This is a genomic window from Urbifossiella limnaea, assembly GCF_007747215.1.
GTDB classification, from domain to species: domain Bacteria; phylum Planctomycetota; class Planctomycetia; order Gemmatales; family Gemmataceae; genus Urbifossiella; species Urbifossiella limnaea.
The window spans coordinates 3,150,548-3,168,765 of record NZ_CP036273.1 but is presented as its reverse complement, the minus strand read 5'-3'; the positions used below and the strand labels follow the sequence as shown (position 1 = coordinate 3,168,765).

General features: G+C 71.9%; 18 protein-coding genes. 6 read left to right on the top strand and 12 right to left on the bottom strand.

What is annotated here, in order from left to right; genetic code table 11:
* Window positions 1-72: 72 nt before the first annotated feature.
* The gene (locus tag ETAA1_RS12985; protein WP_145238665.1) at window positions 73-1,041 is read right to left on the bottom strand and encodes a WD40 repeat domain-containing protein; all 969 of its coding nucleotides are present in this window, start codon (window positions 1,039-1,041) and stop codon (window positions 73-75) included.
* A 10-nt stretch (window positions 1,042-1,051) separates the two neighbouring features.
* Entirely contained in the window at window positions 1,052-1,954 is a 903-nt protein-coding gene (locus ETAA1_RS12980; protein ID WP_202920862.1) for a DUF1559 family PulG-like putative transporter, read from the bottom strand.
* A gap of 176 nt (window positions 1,955-2,130) precedes the next feature.
* Between ETAA1_RS12980 and ETAA1_RS12975 the strand changes: the two genes are divergently transcribed.
* Window positions 2,131-2,601, top strand: coding sequence for a four-helix bundle copper-binding protein (locus ETAA1_RS12975; RefSeq protein WP_145238659.1), 471 nt, complete (start codon window positions 2,131-2,133; stop codon window positions 2,599-2,601).
* Here the strand turns inward: ETAA1_RS12975 and ETAA1_RS12970 are convergent.
* A complete protein-coding gene (locus ETAA1_RS12970) occupies window positions 2,598-3,059 on the bottom strand; it encodes a hypothetical protein (RefSeq protein WP_145238655.1) in 462 nt (153 codons plus the stop codon). The two genes, ETAA1_RS12975 and ETAA1_RS12970, sit on opposite strands and share 4 nt — an antisense overlap.
* A gap of 114 nt (window positions 3,060-3,173) precedes the next feature.
* Between ETAA1_RS12970 and murB the strand changes: the two genes are divergently transcribed.
* Window positions 3,174-4,055, top strand: coding sequence for a UDP-N-acetylmuramate dehydrogenase (murB, locus tag ETAA1_RS12965; protein ID WP_145238652.1), 882 nt, complete (start codon window positions 3,174-3,176; stop codon window positions 4,053-4,055).
* 9 nt (window positions 4,056-4,064) lie between these two features.
* Window positions 4,065-4,718 carry a cell division protein FtsQ/DivIB gene (locus ETAA1_RS12960; RefSeq protein ID WP_145238649.1) on the top strand — a complete coding sequence of 218 codons (654 nt, stop codon included), beginning with the start codon at window positions 4,065-4,067 and terminating at the stop codon, window positions 4,716-4,718.
* On the opposite strand, the gene ETAA1_RS12955 is transcribed toward ETAA1_RS12960, so the two are convergent.
* Both ETAA1_RS12955 and trpS read right to left on the bottom strand, forming a co-directional pair.
* The gene (locus tag ETAA1_RS12955) at window positions 4,715-7,276 is read right to left on the bottom strand and encodes a serine/threonine-protein kinase (protein ID WP_145238647.1); all 2,562 of its coding nucleotides are present in this window, start codon (window positions 7,274-7,276) and stop codon (window positions 4,715-4,717) included. The two genes, ETAA1_RS12960 and ETAA1_RS12955, sit on opposite strands and share 4 nt — an antisense overlap.
* A gap of 235 nt (window positions 7,277-7,511) precedes the next feature.
* Window positions 7,512-8,594 (bottom strand): tryptophan--tRNA ligase, encoded by a 1,083-nt coding sequence (gene trpS, locus ETAA1_RS12950; protein ID WP_145238645.1) that lies wholly within the window; start codon window positions 8,592-8,594, stop codon window positions 7,512-7,514.
* A gap of 72 nt (window positions 8,595-8,666) precedes the next feature.
* Between trpS and ETAA1_RS12945 the strand changes: the two genes are divergently transcribed.
* Complete coding sequence (locus ETAA1_RS12945) at window positions 8,667-9,401, top strand: hypothetical protein (RefSeq protein ID WP_145238643.1); 735 nt, start codon at window positions 8,667-8,669, stop codon at window positions 9,399-9,401.
* A 107-nt stretch (window positions 9,402-9,508) separates the two neighbouring features.
* Here the strand turns inward: ETAA1_RS12945 and rph are convergent, their stop codons facing one another.
* The 4 genes from rph to argB all read right to left on the bottom strand — a co-directional run bounded on the left by rph (window position 9,509) and on the right by argB (window position 13,332).
* On the bottom strand, window positions 9,509-10,228 hold the full coding sequence (gene rph / locus ETAA1_RS12940; protein ID WP_145238641.1) for a ribonuclease PH: 720 nt from the start codon (window positions 10,226-10,228) through the stop codon (window positions 9,509-9,511).
* Between the two features lie 11 nt (window positions 10,229-10,239).
* Complete coding sequence (argF, locus tag ETAA1_RS12935) at window positions 10,240-11,151, bottom strand: ornithine carbamoyltransferase (RefSeq protein ID WP_145238638.1); 912 nt, start codon at window positions 11,149-11,151, stop codon at window positions 10,240-10,242.
* 80 nt (window positions 11,152-11,231) lie between these two features.
* Entirely contained in the window at window positions 11,232-12,440 is a 1,209-nt protein-coding gene (locus tag ETAA1_RS12930; RefSeq protein ID WP_145238635.1) for an aspartate aminotransferase family protein, read from the bottom strand.
* A gap of 13 nt (window positions 12,441-12,453) precedes the next feature.
* The gene (argB, locus tag ETAA1_RS12925) at window positions 12,454-13,332 is read right to left on the bottom strand and encodes an acetylglutamate kinase (RefSeq protein WP_145238632.1); all 879 of its coding nucleotides are present in this window, start codon (window positions 13,330-13,332) and stop codon (window positions 12,454-12,456) included.
* A 175-nt stretch (window positions 13,333-13,507) separates the two neighbouring features.
* Between argB and ETAA1_RS12920 the strand changes: the two genes are divergently transcribed.
* On the top strand, window positions 13,508-14,902 hold the full coding sequence (locus ETAA1_RS12920; protein WP_145238629.1) for a rhomboid family intramembrane serine protease: 1,395 nt from the start codon (window positions 13,508-13,510) through the stop codon (window positions 14,900-14,902).
* 33 nt (window positions 14,903-14,935) lie between these two features.
* Here ETAA1_RS12920 and ETAA1_RS12915 read toward each other — a convergent pair whose 3' ends face one another.
* The 3 genes from ETAA1_RS12915 to ETAA1_RS12905 are packed head-to-tail and all read right to left on the bottom strand — an operon-like array spanning window position 14,936 to window position 17,861.
* Window positions 14,936-16,171 carry a TIGR02996 domain-containing protein gene (locus ETAA1_RS12915; protein WP_145238626.1) on the bottom strand — a complete coding sequence of 412 codons (1,236 nt, stop codon included), beginning with the start codon at window positions 16,169-16,171 and terminating at the stop codon, window positions 14,936-14,938.
* Window positions 16,172-16,183: 12 nt separating this feature from the next.
* Entirely contained in the window at window positions 16,184-16,810 is a 627-nt protein-coding gene (locus ETAA1_RS12910) for a polysaccharide deacetylase family protein (RefSeq protein WP_145238623.1), read from the bottom strand.
* Window positions 16,800-17,861 (bottom strand): glycosyltransferase family 2 protein, encoded by a 1,062-nt coding sequence (locus tag ETAA1_RS12905; RefSeq protein WP_145238620.1) that lies wholly within the window; start codon window positions 17,859-17,861, stop codon window positions 16,800-16,802. Before ETAA1_RS12905 ends, ETAA1_RS12910 begins: the two co-directional genes overlap by 11 nt.
* Before the next feature lie 120 nt (window positions 17,862-17,981).
* Between ETAA1_RS12905 and rpmG the strand changes: the two genes are divergently transcribed.
* Window positions 17,982-18,152, top strand: a complete 171-nt coding sequence (gene rpmG, locus ETAA1_RS12900) for a 50S ribosomal protein L33 (RefSeq protein WP_145238617.1) — start codon at window positions 17,982-17,984, stop codon at window positions 18,150-18,152.
* The last annotated feature ends 66 nt before the right edge of the window (window positions 18,153-18,218 follow it).

The window sequence follows — 18,218 nt, the reverse complement described above, 5'->3', positions numbered from 1 at the left end:
CCGCCGTCAGGCGGCGGGTGAGGCAGCAGTAACGCCTCACCCGCCGCCTGACGGCGGTCGGCTCGCCGTGTTTTAGCGTCCCGGCACCGGCCACAGCTTCACCGTGCCGTCCCCGCCGGCCGTGGCGACCAGCCGCCCGTCCGGCGACACGGCCGCGTCCAGCACCACCTTGTCGTGCCCGCGGTAGCTCGTCAGTTGCTTGCCGTCGGCGGCCCCCCACACGCGGACGGTGCCGTCCTCGTGCGTCGTGGCGAGCACCGACCCGTCTCCGGCGAAGGCCACGCCGACCGCCATGCCCGAGCCTTCCAGCGGTGGCAACTCCGTCCGCCCCGACAACGCCCAGCGCTTGACTCCGGCCCCGGTCGCGGCAGCCACCACATCCCCGGCGGGCGACACCGCGAGTGAGTGGACGTGCCGCGGGCCGATCGCCAGTTGACCGGCCGCGGCCCCCTTCTGCCAGTCCCACACGCGCAGGGTGCCGTCGTCGCCAGCGGACAGCAGAGTTTTGCCGTCGGGTAGGAACGTCAGCGCGTGGACGTGCTTCTTGTGCCCGGTCAGCGCCTTCAACGGCGACCGGTCCGCGACGTTCCACAACCGCACGACGCCTTCCACGCCGCCGGCCCCGACCACGCTGCCGTCCGGCGAGACGGCCAGCGACTCGAGTGCCTTCGCGCCTCCGGGCGCGGTCCCGATCTCGGTTCCGGCATGCCAGTCCCACAGTCGTAGGGTGTGGTCGTCACCGACGGACGCGAGCACGCCACCGGCCGCGAAGCCGAGCGCCCGCACCCGCCCCGAGTGGCCGGCGAGCGAGCGGAGTTCGCGCCGGCCGGCCGTGTCCCACAGGCGGACCGTGCCGTCGTCGCCGCCGGACGCGAGGGTGCCGTCCGGGGCGAAGGCGACGGCACGGACCGGCCCGCGGTGGCCGCGCAGGGTGGCGACCTCGTCGCCGCGGGTGAAGTACCAGGCGGCGCCGGCGGCGGCCACGAGCAGAACGACGCCGGCCGCCACAAGCGTGCGGCGGCCGGCGGGTGAGGCGGACATCGGTTCGGCCTCAGTTGTCGGTGACGACTTCGCTACCGGCCCGTGTGCCGAGCGCGGACCACGTCACCGGGCTGATGGTGTTGCGGATGAAGCGGACGGAGCCGTCCGAGTACAGGGCGTTGACGCCGCCGGTGTGCTGGCTGCCGGCGTCCTCCACGTGAACCAGCGGGTTGTTCGGCGTCCGCCCCTCGTCCGGCTCGCCCACGTTCGTCAGGCACAGCGTCGGCGGCCCCTCGTCGTCGTAACCGGGAGTCACCGGCGGGTTCACGCTGTTCGTCACCGCCCCGACCCACGTCGTCATCGGCGACCGGCGGCTCGTGCGCTCCACGACCATCAGCGTGCCGGACGTGCCGTCGGTGATGTCGGCGACGCGGAACCGGCTGTTGCGGAGCAGCACGCCGGTGTTCACGTCCGGGTTGTCCGTCACCTCGTAGACGCCGCCGAGGCCGACGTAGTTGGCGAACGCCACCTCGCAGATCGCGGCGCCGCCGTCGGCCACGGCCGTGAACGTCGGCGCGCGGGGTGCGTCCGAGGGGCACAGATAGCCCTTCAGACTCGTGGTGCGGACCGCGGCGTTGGACGGGTGTGAAATGTCGAGCGCGAGATTCGCCTGCCGGTAGAGCGGCTCTTGTTCCATGAACGGCAGCAGGTGCGCCCCCCAGCCCCAGCCCGGTCCGGTGCCCTCGGCGTTCGGCGACGGCGCCCCCGACGTGTAGCCGGGCGGGAAGTACCCGTACGCGCCGTGGTAGGCGTGCATGGCGATGCCGACCTGCTTGAGGTTGTTCTGGCACTGCGTCCGGGCGGCGGCCTCGCGGACCTTCTGGACCGCGGGCAACAGCAGCCCGATCAACACGGCGATGATGGCGATGACGACCAGCAGCTCGATCAGCGTGAACCCGCGGCGGCGACTCATGGCGAACCCCCGGATCGGTCGGGCCGGAATGACAGAATGAAATCCGCCTCTCGACATCGATACTAGTTATGAAAAAGTTATACGTCAAGCGCCGGCGTCACATTTTGGCCCTCGCACAGAAATCGGGCACACGGTTCGCGGACTATCGCCCGGTTCCGCTCCCCCGGAGGAATGTCATGTCCCGCCTGTCCCTCGCCGCCGTACTCGGCTTCGCCGCCGCCGGCCTCGTGAGCCTCGGCACCGGCCGTGCTCAGGAAAGCAAGGCGCAACCGAAGGCCCACGAGCACGCGCAGCACTTCCAGGATTGCGCCAAGGCCTGCGACGACTGCGCCCGGCTGTGCGAGGCCTGCGGCGCGCACTGCACCCGCCTGGTGGCCGACGGCAAGAAGGAGCACCTGGAAACGGTGCGGACGTGTCAGGACTGCGCGACCGTGTGCGCGGCCGCGTCGGCGATCACCGCCCGCTCCGGGCCGTACTCCGACGCCATCTGTCAGGCCTGCGCCGACGTGTGCAAGCGCTGCGGCGACGCCTGCGAGAAGCACGCCGCCGACCCGATGATGAAGCGCTGCGCGGACGAGTGCCGCAAGTGTGAGAAGGCCTGCCGCGACATGCTGGCCCACACCCGCCCGCAGGCCGCGTCGCGCTAGTAGAGCCGGCACGCCTGCCCGAGAAGGAAGCCGAGCCCCGACAGTGCCACCATCGCGCCCGCCAGCCGCTGCCCTTCGCGGCGGTAGCGGGCCGACTCGTCTGGCGCGGCCATGCTCCGCCACGGCCAGTGGACGTAGGACACGTACACGAACAGCCCCACCGCGGCGACCTGCACGACCACCTTGGCCGCCATCAGCCCGAGCCACCCAGCGCTGTCGGGGGTCCACCGCACTCCCGCGAGGGCGAACCCCGACGCGGCGCAGGTGAGCATCCCGGCGGTCACCACGTAGCGCATCCCGTGGGCGAGGTGGGTGCAGAACCGCTCGTAGTCGGCGGCGTCGGTGAAGTAGCGGGCGGCCTTCCCGTCCACGACCGCGAACCGGTAGAAGATCGCGCCGAACCACGCGGCCGCGGACATGCCATGAACCCAGAACAGCACCTGCTCCAACAGCTTCATCGTCGGCCCTCCGGGCGGGTGACAGGCCTTCGCCATGTCAACTGCGCCCGGCCGGCGGGATTAACGGCCGGGGCGCGATAAACTGTCCCCCATACCGTGGTTCGGAGCCGCCCCATGCCCTCGCTGGCCGACCAGTTCCCCGAGATCACCCGCCGCAACGAGCCGCTCGCCCCGCACACCCGACTCAAGATCGGCGGGCCGGCCGAGTTCCTCGTCGAACCGACCGACGTGGACGACCTCCGCGCCGTGCTGAAGGTGTGCGGCGACGGCAGCATCCCCGTGCGGATGCTCGGCGGCGGCTTCAACCTCCTCGTCCGCGACGACCCCGTCCCCGGCGCCGTCGTGCGCCTCACGTCGGCCGCGTTCACGATGATCGAGTGGGACGGCAAGAAGGTCGTCGCCGGCGGCGGCGGCCAGCTGTTCGACCTGATCGCCTTCGCCGTCCGCCAGGGGCTCGCCGGGCTCGAAACGCTCGTCGGCATCCGCGGCACCGTCGGGGGCAGCGTCCGCTGCAACGTCGGCGACAAGTCGGGCGAGATCGCGCAGGCCGTCCGCAGCGTAACCGTGCTGACGGAAGCCGGCAAGGTGCAGACCCGCACCCGCGAGGAGCTGACCTTTTCCGAACACGGCAGCGACCTGGACGAGCCGGTCATTCTCGCCGTCGAATTCGCCCTCGACCGCGACGACCCGGCGGCGATCCTCAAGCGGATGCGGAAGTCGTGGATCGTGCGGAAGACGACCGAGCCGCTGAGCTTCCAGCACGCGGCCCGGCTGTTCCACAACCCGCCGGGGAAGACCGCGGCCGCGCTCATCGACCGGGCCGGGCTGGCGAAGTCCCGCGTCGGCGGGGCCGAACTGAGCGAGCGGAACGCGAACTACGTCGTGGCCCACCCCGGTACGACCGCGGCCGACATCCTGCAACTGGTCGATCACGTCCGGGCCCGGGTCAAGGAGCGGACGGGCGTGCAACTCGACCGCGAACTGCACGTCTGGTAGGAGGCCGCCGTGCCGCGCCGCAAGCCGCCCGCCCCGCCTCAACGCCGGTGGCGGGCCGGTCTCGCCGTCCTCATCACGCTCGCCGTGGCTGCGGCCGTGCTGGTCACATTGAACGTAATCGGCGGCGACGCCCTCCGCCGCATCGGCGGCCGCGACCGCTACCGCGTTCCGTTCGCCGACATCACGTGCGACTCCCCGCCCGGCCTCGACCGGGCGACGTTCCTCGCCGAGGTCCGGTACGCGGGCGAGTTGCCCGAGACCGTCAGCGCGCTGGACGCCGCCGACCGCGACCGCCTCGCGGCCGGATTCGCCCGGCACCCGTGGGTCGAGTCGGTGGAAGCCGTGACGGCCGTACCAGGCGGCGTCCGCGCCGCCCTCCGCTTCCGCACGCCGGTTCTGGCCGTGACCACGACCGCCGGCGAGCCTCGGTTGCTCGACGCCAACGGCGTCCTGCTGCCGGTCACGCCGACGCCGCCGGGCCTCGCGGAGTTGGTGGGGCGGGTGCTGCCGCCGCGGGTTCCGGCGGGCGAGATGTGGGACGACGCTGAAGTGCGGCAGGCGCTCGATCTGCGGCTGTCATACGGCGCGAGCCGCGTCGAGCGCGTGGCCGCCGGCTGGAAGCTGACGCTCGCCGACGGCCGCCTCCTGCTGGTCGGCCGCTAGCGAGTGCCGGTGCGGAAGCCGACGAACGCGACGACGGAGCCAAGCATCAGCCCGACGTGCGACTCGCGGAGCGGCTCGACCGTCTGGATGCCGAGGTGGTGCCCGGCCACGACCAGACCCGCCCCGGCGAGTACGAGCAGCCCCATCAGGTTGCCGCGGAAGCACAGCGACCCCAGCAGCAGCAGGCCGGCGAGGCCGACGTTCCAGCTGTCGGCCCACGCCGTCAGCCCCGCCGGCACGCCGTCCACGACGAGCGGAGCGGCCACGACCTTCCCCGCCTCCGACGCCACCTCGTGCAGCGTTCCCAGGTCTTGCGCCTCCACCGCGGCCACGGCCCGGCGGCCCGCCTCCATCCCCGGCAACAACCCGTTCTGGTGTGCCCACAGCCCGCACCCGGCCAGCAGCACGGCCGCGCCGAGTGCACGAACCGCAGGGCCGACGCAGCAGCCGACGACGCGCGTGAACAGGTTCGGGCTGGTCGGTGCGAAGTCGAAGTCGGCGGCGGGTGCCGCCGCGGCAGGTGCGACGCGTCGGACTCGCTCCGCCTCGCGTACGATCGCCGCGGCCGCGACGGCCGCCTGGCGCTCGGCCTCGGCGCGGCCCACGCCCTCGGCCTGCAACCGCTCGCGCTCCACGGCTTCCAGGAGGCGCCGGTCGCGCGCCTCCCGCCGGACCCGCTCCACGCGGTCGATGAGCGCCAGCAGCGGCTCGCGCCACGCGGCGAACTTCTCCCGCCGGCCGGCCGACCCGCCGCGGAGGAGCACGGCTCGGGTCAGGAGTTTGCTCTCGTAGCCGAACAGCGCCTCGAAGAATTCTTCCCAGTACCGCCCCGCGAAGCGGGCGACGAACAGCCGCACCTCGTCCTCGTCCAGCCCCTGCGCCCGCAGCTGCCGCACCAGGCGCTCGGTGCCGCGGAGTGGGTCGGCCCGCTGCGCCTCCGCCCGCCGGTCGAGCCAGCGGCGCACGGCCAGCGCCAGCCCGAGGCCGACGACGCCGGCCGCTGCCGTGTGCCAGAACGCACCCGACATGGCGAGCAGGAGCACGAACAACCCCGCGCCCGCGGCGGCGATGCCGCGGTCCGCCCAGCCCAGCCCGGCGGCGAACTGGCGCACCCGCGTGAACACCGGTCCGCGGGCCGACAGGCCGTTCAACACGAAGGACGCGAGTCCGAACTGGGCCAGCGCTGCGACCAGAGCGAACGCCCACACCAGCTTCCCGAAGAATAGCAACAGCCCCGCCAGCGCCACCGTTCCGACCACCCCGCCGGCGACGACGCGCCCGCGGAGCACCGCCGCGGGGGCGGTGACGAAGGCGTGCGCGAACCCTTCGAGCCGCGTGATCTGCTCCTCGCGCGGCACGAACCCGCCGGCCGCGGAGCGGACGCCCAGCCAGTCCTCGAGCGTGCGGACGACCTCGCCCATGTCGGGGAACCGCTCGGCGGCGTCCTTCGCCATCATCCGCAGGATGACCGACGACAGCTCGGCCGGCACCCGGGCGACGATCCGCTCCGGCGGCACGAGCGGCTCGTAGGCGTGCTTGCTCATCACCTCCACCGCCGTCGTCCCGTCGAACGGCGGGCGACCGGTGAGGAGCACGTACAGGGTGCAGCCGAGCGAGTAGATGTCGGCCCGGTGGTCGACGGCGGTGGCGTCGCGACACTGCTCCGGCGACATGTACGCCGGCGTGCCGAGGGCCATCCGGAACCCGGTCAGGTCGGGCCGCGACGACGCGGGGCCGGTCGACGCGGCCGGCGTGTCGTCGCCGTGAACCTTGACGAGCCCCAGGTCGGCGACCTTGACGAGCCCCTGGCCGTCGAGGAGCAGGTTGTCGGGCTTCACGTCCCGGTGGACCATGCCGCGGTCGTGGGCGTGCCGCAGCCCGCGGGCGGCCTGGAGGACGTAGCCGACGGCCGTCTCCGGGTCGAGCTTGCCGCGCTCCGCGATCAGGTCCGAGAGCGACCGGCCGGGCACGTATTCCATGCTGAAGAAGCGGGCGCCGTCGGCCTCCCCGATGTCGTGAATCTGGACGATGTTCGGGTGCGACAGCCGGGCCGCGGCGAACGCCTCTCGCGTGAACCGGGCCACGAACTTCGGGTCGGCCGCGTACCGCTTCGCCATCAACTTCAGCGCGACCGGCCGGTCCAGCGACAGCTGGCGGGCGAGGTACACGGTCCCCATCCCGCCGCGGCCGAGTTCTTTCTCGACGCGGTAGCCGGGGACACTGGCGCGTGGTGGGGCGAACCGCGGTTCTTGGGGTCGAACCTGCGGCGGGGCGGGATCGATTTGCGACTTCGGCGCGGGCGTCTGGACCGGCGTCGCGGGGCGGTGCGCGATCGTCTGCCCGTTCGCCTCCGCGGCCGTCGCGGGATCCGCAATCTCCGCGACTGCGCAACCGTCGCCGGCGTTCGTCGGCACGGTCAGGAGGAAGGCCCGCGCGCACCCCGGACACTTCGGCCGGAAGCGGCCGGGTTTCGCGTTGCGGAGCGTGAGGCGGTGACCGCAGTGCGGGCAGGCGACGCCGACGACTGCACCCTCGGACGGGGCGGACGAACGCGGCATGATTGGAGCCGTTGGCAGCCGGTCGCCGCCGTCCGGGGTGGCCCGGCGGCTCCGGCTCACTCAAGGTTAGGACAGGAATTGGTCCGTCGGACGGGTTTTGCGGGATGGGGGGCGTGAGCCGGGCACAGTTCACGCCGGGCGCGAACGCGTGGCGAGCCGGGGGCGTCAGCCGCCAGATTCTCTCTCCGCGCTCGAAGGAAAACCCGGGGGCTGACGCCCCCGGCTCGCCCTCACATCAAGTCGGCCGGTCCGTCATCCCGACCGCCCGCCGCACGAGTTGCATCGTCACGCGGGCCACCTCACGCGCCCGCTTCGCCCCGGCTTGCAACACTTCCTCCACCAGCGCCGGGTTCCGCACCAGTTCCTTGCGGCGCTCGCGCGCGTCGGCGAAGTACGCCTCGATCTTCGCCAGCAGCAGTTGCTTCGCGTCGCCGTACCCGAACGGCCGGCCGCCGCGCCCGTCGGCCCCGCGCATCGGCTCGCGGTACAGGTCGGCCATCTCCTCGACCTCCCGGCCGTCGGCGAACAGGCGGTAGAGCGCGAAGGCGTTGCACGCGTCCGGGTGCTTCGGCTCGTCCACCGGCGTCGAGTCGGTCTTGATCCCCATCACGGCCGACTTCAGCGCCTTCCCCTCGGCGAAGATGTCGATCGTGTTACCGTAGCTCTTGCTCATCTTTTGCCCGTCCGTGCCGGGCACCACCGCCGCCTCGCCGAGCCGCTCCTTCGGCACCGGGAACACCTCGCCGTACGCCTGGTTGAAGTAGCCGGCCATGTCGCGGGTCATCTCCAGGTGCTGCACCTGGTCCTTGCCGACCGGCACGAGGTGCGACCGCACGATGAGGATGTCCGCGGCCATGAGCACCGGGTAGGTGAACAGCCCGACGCCGGCGGCGATGCCGCGCTCCACCTTGTCCTTGTACGAGTGGGCCCGTTCGAGCAGGCCCATGCCGGTGACGGTGGACAGGAACCACGCCAGCTCGCACACCTCGGGCACGTCCGACTGGCGGTAGAAGGTGGCCTTCGCCGGGTCGAGGCCGAGGGCGAGGTAGTCGAGGGCCACGTCGCGGACGTTGTCGCGGAGGATCTCACGGGCCGGGCGGGCAGTCAAACTCTTGTTCTTCGCGGCGGCACCGGCCTCGGCGTCTTCCGCGCCCCTCAGCGAGGTGAGGGCGTGGTAGTCGGCGATGAAGTAGAAAGCCTCGCCCTCGTCTTGCAGGGCGATGTGCTGCTTGATGGCGCCGAAGTAGTTGCCGATGTGGAGCTTGCCGGACGGCTGGACGCCGCTGAGGATGCGCGGGCGGGACTGCGGGGCGGGCATCGACGGCTCCGGGCTTTCCTTTTCCGACGGGACACGGTTACAGTACGCCCGGTTCACCCCCGGGACACCCGCATGGACGCCCCCGACGTTCTGCTCGCCGCGCTCAAGGCCGCACTCGCCACACCCGGCGAGCACCGCCTGTTCCGCTCCGGCAAGCTGCCCGGCCTGTTCCCGTCGCGCACCGGCGAGTCGGCGGAGGTGGCGCTGGCGGCGCTGAAGGACGGGCTTCTCGAAACGGTCCGCACGGAGGTCCGCGGCAAGATCATCACCGAGTGGGTGACGGCGACGCCGAAGGCGGCGCCGTTCGTACACGAACACGACTCGCCGCGGGCCGCGCTGCTGGAGTTGAAGGACGTGCTGACCGCGACCCGCGCCGGCGTCCCGGCGTGGCTCGACGAGGCGCGGCAGGAGGTGGCGCAGCTGTCGGCCCGCTTCGAGAGCCACGCCGCCGCCCTGCTCCGCCGGCTGGACGACCTCGCCGACCGCATCGACGCCGCGATCCGCCGCAGCGAGTTGCAGGCACCGGCCGTCTCCGACACGCTCACCGGCGTCGTACCGTGGGCCGCGTGGGCGCTCGAATGCCTCGACCGCCGGCGCTCGGTCGGGCACGGCTCGGCGTGCCCGCTACCGGAGCTCTTCGCCGCCGTCCACGGTCGCTACCCGGAGCTCACGCTGCCGAGTTTCCACGAGGGTTTGAGACGGCTCCAAGACGCCCGTGCGCTCCGACTCCGACCCGCGGCCGAGATGCCCGAACCGGAACATGCCCTTCTGGCGGACGGGGCGTTGATGTATTTGGCAGAGCGATAAGGAGTTGCGCCTCAACGTAGCTTCGACATGAATTTGTGTATTTGACTCAATGCGTGCCACGACCCCCCGGGGGGGTCGGCGGCACACAATGAAAGCGATCGGAATGATCAGAACGGCCAGCGGTCGCCGAGGGCGGCCTGCTGGGCGGTGGTGATGCTGCGGATGCCGGCCTCACCGAGTTCGAGCAGGCGGTTGAGTTCGTCGCGCGAGAACGTGGCTTCTTCGCCGGTCCCCTGCACCTCGATGAACGCCCCGGCGCCGGTCATGACGAGGTTCAGGTCCACGTCCGCGGCCACGTCCTCGACGTACTCCAGGTCGAGCCGCGGCTCGCCGTCCACGACGCCGACGCTCACCGCCCCGACGCTCGTGGAAATGACCTCGCGCACGGGGAGTTGCACCTTCGAGACGGCGTCCACGACGGCGACGAGCGCCCCGTTAATGGCCGCGGTGCGGGTGCCGCCGTCGGCTTCAAGCACGTCGCAGTCGATCCACAGGGTGCGCTCGCCGAGTTTGGCGAGGTTCACGACGGCCCGCAGGCTGCGACCGATGAGCCGCTGGATCTCGACGCCGCGGCCGTCCACCTTACCCGCCTTGTCGCGCGGCTTGCGGCTGTGCGTCGAGCCGGGGAGCATGCCGTACTCGGCGGTGAGCCAGCCCTTTCCCTTTCCGACGAGGAAGTCCGGCACCTTCGGCTCGACGGAGCAGGTGCAGAGCACGGCCGTCCGACCGCAGCGCACGAGGACCGAGCCGGGCGCGTTGCCGGTGTAGCCGCGCTCGAAGGAGAGCGGGCGGAGTTGGTCGGGTCGGCGGCCGTTCGGGCGGGGCATGGGTCACCAGGTTACTTGAGGAGCCACCCCAGCACCGCCTTCTGGGTGTGGAGGCGGTTGCCGGCCTGCGGGAACACGGCGGCGGCGGGGCCGTCCATGATGTCGTCGGTGATCTCTTCGCCGCGGTGGGCCGGCAGGCAGTGCAGCACCTTGCACCCGGGGGCGGCCTGGGCCAGCAGCTTCGCGTTCACCTGGAACGACTCGAACTTCTTCAGCCGCTCCTCGCGCTCGGCCTCCTGGCCCATGCTGGTCCACACGTCGGTGTAGATCACGTCCGCCCCCTTCACCGCCGCGGCCGCGTCGTTCACCTCGGCCGGGAAGTCCTTCGCCACCCGCGCCACGTAGTCGGCCTTGAACTTCGGGTCGAAGCCGTAGCCGGCGGGGCAGCCGAGGACGAACCTCGCCCCGAGCCGGCCGCAGCCCACGGCCAGCGACCGGGCCACGTTGTTGCCGTCGCCGATGAACGCCACCGTGCGGCCCTCCACGGAGCCGAACAGCTCCTGGATCGTCAGCAGGTCGGCGAGCGCCTGGCACGGGTGCGACCAGTCGGACAGCGCGTTGATGACCGGGACGGAGGCGTGCTGCGCCACCGCGTCCAGGGTGTCGTGACGGTAGACGCGCAGCACGAGCGCGTCGAGGTAGTGGGCGATGGTGCGGGCGAAGTCGGCGTGCGTCTCGCGCCAGCCGAGGCCGACCTCGTTCCCCGGCAGGTACAGCGACGTGCCGCCGAGGTGCGCGATGCCGCTCTCGAAGCTCACCCGCGTCCGCAGGCTCGGCTTCTCGAAGATGAGGCCGACCACCTTGCCGGCGAGCGTCCGCGTCGGGATGCCGCGGGCGTGCGCGGTCTTCAACCGGGCCGCCTCGGTCAGCAGGTGCTTGACCTCGTCCGCGGACAGGTCGATGAGGTTCAGGAAGTGCGTCATCGGGGTTCAACCCCTTCAAGGTGGCGAGCCCGCGGGTTCTGCCCGCGGGCTCCGGTGAATCGAAACCAGACTGTGGAGGCTCACGCCTTCAGGTTCAGGATCACGTCGTCGAGGATGTCGCAGCCCTCGTCGATCTGCTCGTCCGCGAGGTTGATCGCCGGCAGCAGGCGGAGCACGGTGCCGTGCGTGGCGTTCACCAGCAGGCCGCGTTTCAGGCACTCCTGCACCACGGCCGCACCGTCGGTCGCCAGCTCGACGCCGATCATCGTCCCCTTTACTCGCACGTCGAGGACGTGGGGGCACTTCGCCTTCAGGGCATTGAACCGAGCGGCGAACCGCTCGCCGATGCGGACGGCGCGGTCGAGCAGGCCGTCCTGCTCGATCGTCTCGATGGTGGCGAGGGCGGCGCGGGCGGCGAGCGGGTTACCGCCGAAGGTCGCGGCGTGGGTGCCGGGCTTCAGCTTTTCGCCGACCTCGGGCGTGGCGATGACGCCGCCCATCGCCACGCCGCCGGCCAGCGCCTTCGCCAGCGTCACCACGTCGGGCTTCACGTTCCAGTGCTGGTGGGCGTACCACGCGCCGGTGCGGCCCATGCCGGTCTGCACCTCGTCGAGCATCAGCAGCATGCCGTGGCGGTCGCACAGCTCGCGGAGGCCTTCGAGGAACCCGGCTGGCGGCAGGTTGATGCCGCCCTCACCCTGGATCGGTTCGAGCAGCACGGCGGCGGTTTCGGCGTCGATCGCCTTCTCGGCCGCGGCCAGGTCGCCGAACGGGGCGTACACGAAACCCGGCAGCATCGGCTCGACGCCGGCGTGGTACTTGGGCTGCGCCGTCGCCGACAGCGCACCCATCGTCCGGCCGTGGAAGCTGCCGGTGAAGGTGAGGATCTTGTACTTCCCCTTCGGCTTGCCGTTCAGGCGGGCGAGCTTGATCGCGGCCTCGTTCGCCTCCGCGCCGCTGTTGCAGAAGAAGCACACGCCGCCGAAGTCTGTCCGCTCCGACAGCGCCTGCGCCAGCAACGCCTGCGGCTCGGTGTACCACGTGTTCGGGACGTGAATGAGCGTGTTCACCTGCTCCCGCACTGCCTCCACGACGCGCGGCGGGCAGTGGCCGAGGATGCCGCAGCCCCAGCCGGGGAAGAAGTCGAGGTAGCGGTTCCCCTCGGCGTCCCACACCCACGAGCCCTCGCCCCGGACCAGGCACACCGGGTACCGCGTGTAGTTGCCGATCAGGAAGCGCTTCGCAAGGTCGATGACCTGGGGGCTGGTCAGTGTGTCGGTCGCGGGCATGGGGGCTCCGAGGCTACCGGGTGATTTCGGTCCCGGTGAAGCGGTCGTGCAGGAACACGTCGAGGAGCGAGTACGGCACCCGGCCGTCGAGGATGAGAGCGGACTGCGCCCCGGCGGCAAGCGCCTCGAAGCACGCCTCCACCTTCGGCACCATGCCGCCGTCGATCACCCCAGAAGCGATGAGTGCGCGGCACTCGACTTCGGTCAGACGCGGGATCAGTGACGCGGGTTCGTGGCGGTTCCGCAGAACGCCGGGCGTGTCGGTGAGGAAGACTGCCTTTTCAGCCTGAAGCGCGCCTGCCACAGCGGATGCCGCGGTGTCGGCATTGACGTTGAGCCGACCCGCGGGACACTCCGAACACTCGGCGAGTGACGGAATCACGGGCACTTCGCCGCGCTCGATCACTTCGACCGTCAGCGGCGCAGTATCGACCGCGGTGACGTAACCGACCCAGCCCAGGTCGATCGGCTCGCCACCGGGGTTCGGCAGCTTCAACAGTTCGCCGTGGAGCGGGAAGTAATCCGCATCGATCTGCGCGGTGGCGTCCACGCCAAGGGACTCGAGCCGGCGGACCAGGTCGCGGTTGATGTCGCCAAGGACGCGATTCACGATGGCGAGCGTTGCATCGTCCGTGTAGCGGCGGCCGGCGACTTTCCGCGGCGTCAGGCCGGCGTCGGCCATGGCCCGGTCGATCGGCTTGCCGCCGCCGTGGACCAGCACCACGGGAACGCCGAGGAGGTGAAGCGTCGCCACAGACCGCAGACAGGCGTCGGTCGCGGCTGGGTCTTCCATCGCGCTGCCGCCGAGCTTCACCACCACCGGCCCGCGGACGCGCGACAGCCGGAGGACGGCGTCGGCGAACGCGGCGGACGACAGCGGGGCCGGCGACATTCTGCGGGGACCAGCGGTAGGCGCGGTCGCGGAAAGAAACCATCGTAGGAGCACCACCCCCAGTCGTCAACAGGGCGGCGTGCGATCGACCCAATGAAACCCGTCCGGTTCCGATCGACAACCCCCCGCCCGTTCGGCACAATGACGCCGAGAACCTGGCGACCGAGGTGCCCCCATGCCCGCCGACGACCGGCCCAGCGCCGACGCGATACTCCGCGCCGTCGTCGCCGCCGGCCGGCCCTGGTTCCCCTCCGCACACGTCAAGTTGACCGGCGCCCCACGCACGGCACTCGACGACGCCCTCGCCGAGTTGCGCAACGCCGGCCTCGTCCGCGTCGCGGCGTGGGAGAAGGGCGCCGGACAGGGGTACGTCGCAACGCCGGACGGCGAGCGCGTCGCGGCCCGCGCCGTCGTACCGACGCCGGCCGGGTTCGAGCCCGTCTCCCCCACGCTCGCCGGCCTCCTCGACTTCCGCCCGCCACTCGTCACGCCCGTCCTCATCGGGTTGAACGTCCTGTGGTACGCGGTCGGGGTCGCCGTGGCGCTGAAGTGGAAGCAGTCGCCGGCCGGGGCGCTCGGGGCGCCGTGGGTCAGCGTCCTGGAGCGGGTCGGGGCGGTTTCCGCGCAGGACCTGCTGAACGGCCAGTGGTGGCGGCTCGGCACCAGCATGTTCGTCCACGCCGGGTTCTGGCACATCGCCCTGAACATGATTCTCCTCGGCACCACCGGCCCTGCCGCCGAGTTGTTCTGGGGCCGCTGGCGGGCGGTGCTTTTGTACGTCCTCGCCGGCGTCGCCGCGTCCACGGCGGCGATGGCGGCGCGGCCGCTCGAGGGCCCCGGCGACGTGCCAGTCATCGTGGCCGGCGCGTCCGGCGCTATCTGGGGGCTGATGGGGGCCGTGCTGGCGTGGTACGTCCACTTCCGCGACGACCTTCCGGCCGACCTCGCCGCCGACATGGGCCGTCGACTACTTTTCGCGTTCCTGCTCAACGCCGGCGTCTGCCTCCTGCCGCAGGTCAGTTGGGAGGGCCACGCCGCCGGCGGACTCGTCGGCTTCGTCGGCGCCGGGCTCCTAAACGCGATCCGCTTCAACCCCCGACCGTGGAAGCTGCTCGCCTCCGGGCTGCTGGTCCTGACCCCGGCACTTTGCGTGGCCGGGCTGCTGACCGCGATGTGGTACGGCGACGAGTGGGCGCCGCTGCGTTACAAGCCGAAGCCGGTCGATCCCGCGGCTGTGGCCGAGCCGCTGCGGCCGGAGGCGGCGAGGGCGGCGCGGTGGGCGACGCAGCGGGTGTGGCTCGTCAGCGAGCCGCACCGCGACCGGCACCGCGCCGCGGCCCGCGCCGAGATCGACGCCCTGGCCCGCCGCGTCGGTGCGTCCGTCGGGATGATGTCAACCGGCGACGACTCAACGCCCCACGCCAGAGCCGCGGCGATGACCCGCATGCGCGAACTGGACCACCTTCGCGCCCTGGTGGACGGCCCCGACATGCCGACGGTCGAAGAATGGCAGGCGTGGGGCGCCCTGAAACGCGAGGCGGACCGATTCTGGCCGTCCCCCGGGCAATGAACTCACTGTCGGTTTACGCCCTGGCTCCGTCGGTCAGAGCAACACGCGGTCGCCGAATCGGTCGCGAAGAGCCTTCCGAGACGTACTCGGAATCGGATTCCCACCCAGATCGAGCTCGATCAGTCCGCCCAACTCGTGTCCCGCCGCCAGAGCCTCGGCCCCGGCCGCGCCAATGTCATTCTCTGACAGGTCCAGTTGAAGCAGTCCCGTCAGCCACCGCGCCCCGGCGAGTTGAGTCGCGCCCTCGTCGCCGAGGCGGTTGTCGCGCAGGTCGAGGACGCGAATCTCGCTCAGGGGCATCGCTCGTAGGACGGTGCCCACGACGGGTCGAAGTGCGTTGCCGCCGAAATTCAAGACTCTGACGCGCCGCAACAGCGGCTGCCCCGCCAACCCCGCGACGCCCGCGGTGCCGGGGCCGGTCCGCATCGCGTCGAGCCGGCGGAGCGCGGGGAGCGGGTCGCGGACGATCAGTTCGTGGAACCCGTCCGCCCCGAGGTGGTTGTCCGAGATGTCGAGCGATTCCAGCCCGGCCGCGATCGGCGAGTCGAAGAGCCGGCGCAACCCGGCGGGCGTGAGGCGGTTCCCCTGGAGGTCGAGCGACCGCAGAGGCGGCGGGTCGGGGAGAGCGGCGAGGGCCGACACCAGCGCCCCTCCTTGAGACTCGTCACGGTAGGAAAACGTTCGAAGTCGTCGAAACGCCCGCGACGCCGTCACGGCCCGCGCCGTCTGGGCCGAGGTGAGGGCGGCGCCGATCACCAGTTCGTCGAGCGCGGCCAGGTGGGGCGAGTTCAGCAGGACGAGGGCCGTCGCCTGCCCGAGGCCCGCGCGAATCACGAGTCGGCGAAGTCGGGCCAGCCCCGGGCACGCGGCCAGTGCGGCGACACCGCCCGCGGGGGTGGACAATAGTTCCAGCGACTCCACGGGAGCGATGTCGAACAGCGTGCCCGCGGCGGCGACGAACGCGGCCCCGTCGGTGGCCTGAACGGCCGCGGGGAAGCCGCGGCGGAACGGCGGCATCGCCCACTGGAGGCCGTGGGGTAGTTCGGGCAGCGAGTTCCACCACTCCTCGCCGGGATTCCCGCGGAAGCAGCGGGCGCGGATCGCCGCCGATTCCCACGCCTCGCCGCGGGCCGCTTCAACCTGGAGGCGGACGAACGCGGCCCGGCCGGCGTCGCCGAGGTCGTCGAGGGCGTCGGCGTAGACGAGGCGCGGGGTGTCGTCGTCGGGGCGGTCGAGGACGGCGCGGACGAGGGCGTCGAGGTCGGACATCACGCCGACATTCTAGACGAGGCCGCGGTCGCGGAGGCCCGGCAGGAGCACGTCCAGTAACGGCAGCACCGTGGGCCGGTCGTCGTGGAGCAGGATCACGTCTCCGGGCCGGGCCGATGCGAGCAGGCCGCGGGCGCACGCGGCGGCGTCGGCCAGCGTGCGGCAGCGCCAGTCGTGGGGGTCGAGCGACCACCCCGCCGGCGTGAGGCCGAGCCGGCGGGCGGCGCGCCAGAGTCCCGGCGTCAGCCGGCCGAACGGCGGGCGGAAGTGCGTCGCGTCGGGAAGCAGGCGTTGACAGCGGCTCAATTCGGCATGTGACACCGCGGTGTCACGCCACGGGAGCCGCGGGTGGCTGAACGTGTGGTTCCCGACGACGTGCCCCGCGGCGCGGATCGTCGCCGGCAATTCGGGCGCGGACGCGGCGCGGCGGCCGACCAGGAAGAAGGCGGCGGCGTGGCCGTGGGCGGCGAGGCGTTCGAGGACGGCCGGGGTGTACGCGGGGTGGGGGCCGTCGTCGAACGTGAGCCGCACGCGGCCGGGCTCGGCGGCAGGACCGGGGGGCAGCACCAGCCGCTTCAAGAGATTCGGGCGCGTCGAGCCACGCACGACGCCGGCGATCACGGCAGGATCACCCGGCACGGGCCGGCTCCCACCCGCGGTCCGGCTTCAGCCACCCCGCCACGGCGACACACGCCAGGCGCCCGACGACCACGGGTGCCGCCAGCGCGAACCCCAGCCGCCGGCGCGTCAGCCCCACTTCGGCGGCCGCACTGCCGTAGAGCAGAATCAGCGTCGCCGCCAGCGCGCACGCCCATCCGACGAACTGACTCAGCGCCAGCGCAGCCGTCACCGCCGCAGCCGCCAGCACCAGCCCGAGCGGCTTGCTTTCTGCCGGCCCCGCGGCAGCCCAGCGGCGGCGCTGGCGGCACAGGTCCTTGAGCCGCGGCGGGGCGGCGGCCGACACCTCGGCGCCCGGGCAGTAGCGCACGCACAGCCCGGCGTCCCGCAGCTGCCGCTCGTACTCGGCGTCCTCAACCGGACTCGCCGTCGCCCAGCGGACACGTCCGAGGGCCGATCGGCAGAATGCCATACCGGTGCCACGCAATCGGCCGCGGAAGCCGAGGCGCTCACGCCCGGCGGCGACCGCGGCATCGACCACGGACCCGACCGCGGCAACGAACCCACCCGGCCCGGCGTCGGCGTTCAACGACCGCAAGCTCGCCTGCACCACTCCGGCGCCGCTGGCCAACGTCGTCGCGATCTCCGCGAGCGCGGCGCGGTTCAAGGTGCAATCGGCGTCGAGGATCAGGACGGCGTCGAACGAGTCGTCCCGGAGTGCGTGCAGCCCCGCAGCGACGGCGTACCCTTTCCCGCGGCGCGCGGCGTCGGAACGAGTCACGACGCGCGCCCCATACCCGGCCGCCACGTCGGCCGTGCGGTCGGTGCAGTTGTCGGCGACGACTACGACGCGGACGGCCGGGTGCTCCTGCTCGGCGACCGATCTCAGCGCCCGACTAAGACTGCCTTCCTCATCGTGCGCCGGGATCAGCACGACGATCGCCGGAAGCTGGGCGGACTGCGGGGATTGGCGACGACGGGGGAAGCGGCCGAGGGCGGCGAGCGCGGCCTGGGTCGCCGCGACGGCGGTGGCGGGGGCGAGAAGGCCGAGGCAAACCGCCGTCCCGGTCATGGGTTCTCCAGGTTCCGCGAAGATTCCCCCCTCCTCCTTTCGACCGGAACCCGCTAAGGTATTCAGTCTACCGCCGGGGACCGCCCCGGTGCTGCCCCCTCACACCCCCCGGAGGCCGCGATGGCCAAGGCGAAGGAGGCCCGCTCGACCATCAAGCTCAAGAGCGAGGCCAGCGACCACTGCTACTTCACCGAGAAGAACCGCAACAACACCAAGGAGCGCATCCAGCTCCGGAAGTACGACCCGATCGTCCGCAAGGTCGTGATGTACAAGGAAGCCAGCAAGCTGTAACCGAACGGTAGCACTCGACGGCACGGACACAGGGGGCTCGCGCCCCCTGTTTTCGTTTTCGGGTCG

What these genes read in the sequence shown, in the direction of transcription:
- argF (WP_145238638.1), bottom strand. Translation starts at nt 11,151, where the DNA reads ATGACGCACTTCCTGAACCTCATCGACCTGTCCGCGGACGAGGTCAAG.
- rpmG (WP_145238617.1), top strand. Translation starts at nt 17,982, where the DNA reads ATGGCCAAGGCGAAGGAGGCCCGCTCGACCATCAAGCTCAAGAGCGAG.
- ETAA1_RS12920 (WP_145238629.1), top strand. Translation starts at nt 13,508, where the DNA reads ATGCCCGCCGACGACCGGCCCAGCGCCGACGCGATACTCCGCGCCGTC.
- rph (WP_145238641.1), bottom strand. Translation starts at nt 10,228, where the DNA reads ATGCCCCGCCCGAACGGCCGCCGACCCGACCAACTCCGCCCGCTCTCC.
- ETAA1_RS12930 (WP_145238635.1), bottom strand. Translation starts at nt 12,440, where the DNA reads ATGCCCGCGACCGACACACTGACCAGCCCCCAGGTCATCGACCTTGCG.
- ETAA1_RS12905 (WP_145238620.1), bottom strand. Translation starts at nt 17,861, where the DNA reads ATGACCGGGACGGCGGTTTGCCTCGGCCTTCTCGCCCCCGCCACCGCC.
- argB (WP_145238632.1), bottom strand. Translation starts at nt 13,332, where the DNA reads ATGTCGCCGGCCCCGCTGTCGTCCGCCGCGTTCGCCGACGCCGTCCTC.
- trpS (WP_145238645.1), bottom strand. Translation starts at nt 8,594, where the DNA reads ATGCCCGCCCCGCAGTCCCGCCCGCGCATCCTCAGCGGCGTCCAGCCG.
- ETAA1_RS12980 (WP_202920862.1), bottom strand. Translation starts at nt 1,954, where the DNA reads ATGAGTCGCCGCCGCGGGTTCACGCTGATCGAGCTGCTGGTCGTCATC.
- ETAA1_RS12985 (WP_145238665.1), bottom strand. Translation starts at nt 1,041, where the DNA reads ATGTCCGCCTCACCCGCCGGCCGCCGCACGCTTGTGGCGGCCGGCGTC.
- ETAA1_RS12970 (WP_145238655.1), bottom strand. Translation starts at nt 3,059, where the DNA reads ATGAAGCTGTTGGAGCAGGTGCTGTTCTGGGTTCATGGCATGTCCGCG.
- murB (WP_145238652.1), top strand. Translation starts at nt 3,174, where the DNA reads ATGCCCTCGCTGGCCGACCAGTTCCCCGAGATCACCCGCCGCAACGAG.
- ETAA1_RS12945 (WP_145238643.1), top strand. Translation starts at nt 8,667, where the DNA reads ATGGACGCCCCCGACGTTCTGCTCGCCGCGCTCAAGGCCGCACTCGCC.
- ETAA1_RS12975 (WP_145238659.1), top strand. Translation starts at nt 2,131, where the DNA reads ATGTCCCGCCTGTCCCTCGCCGCCGTACTCGGCTTCGCCGCCGCCGGC.
- ETAA1_RS12915 (WP_145238626.1), bottom strand. Translation starts at nt 16,171, where the DNA reads ATGTCCGACCTCGACGCCCTCGTCCGCGCCGTCCTCGACCGCCCCGAC.
- ETAA1_RS12955 (WP_145238647.1), bottom strand. Translation starts at nt 7,276, where the DNA reads ATGCCGCGTTCGTCCGCCCCGTCCGAGGGTGCAGTCGTCGGCGTCGCC.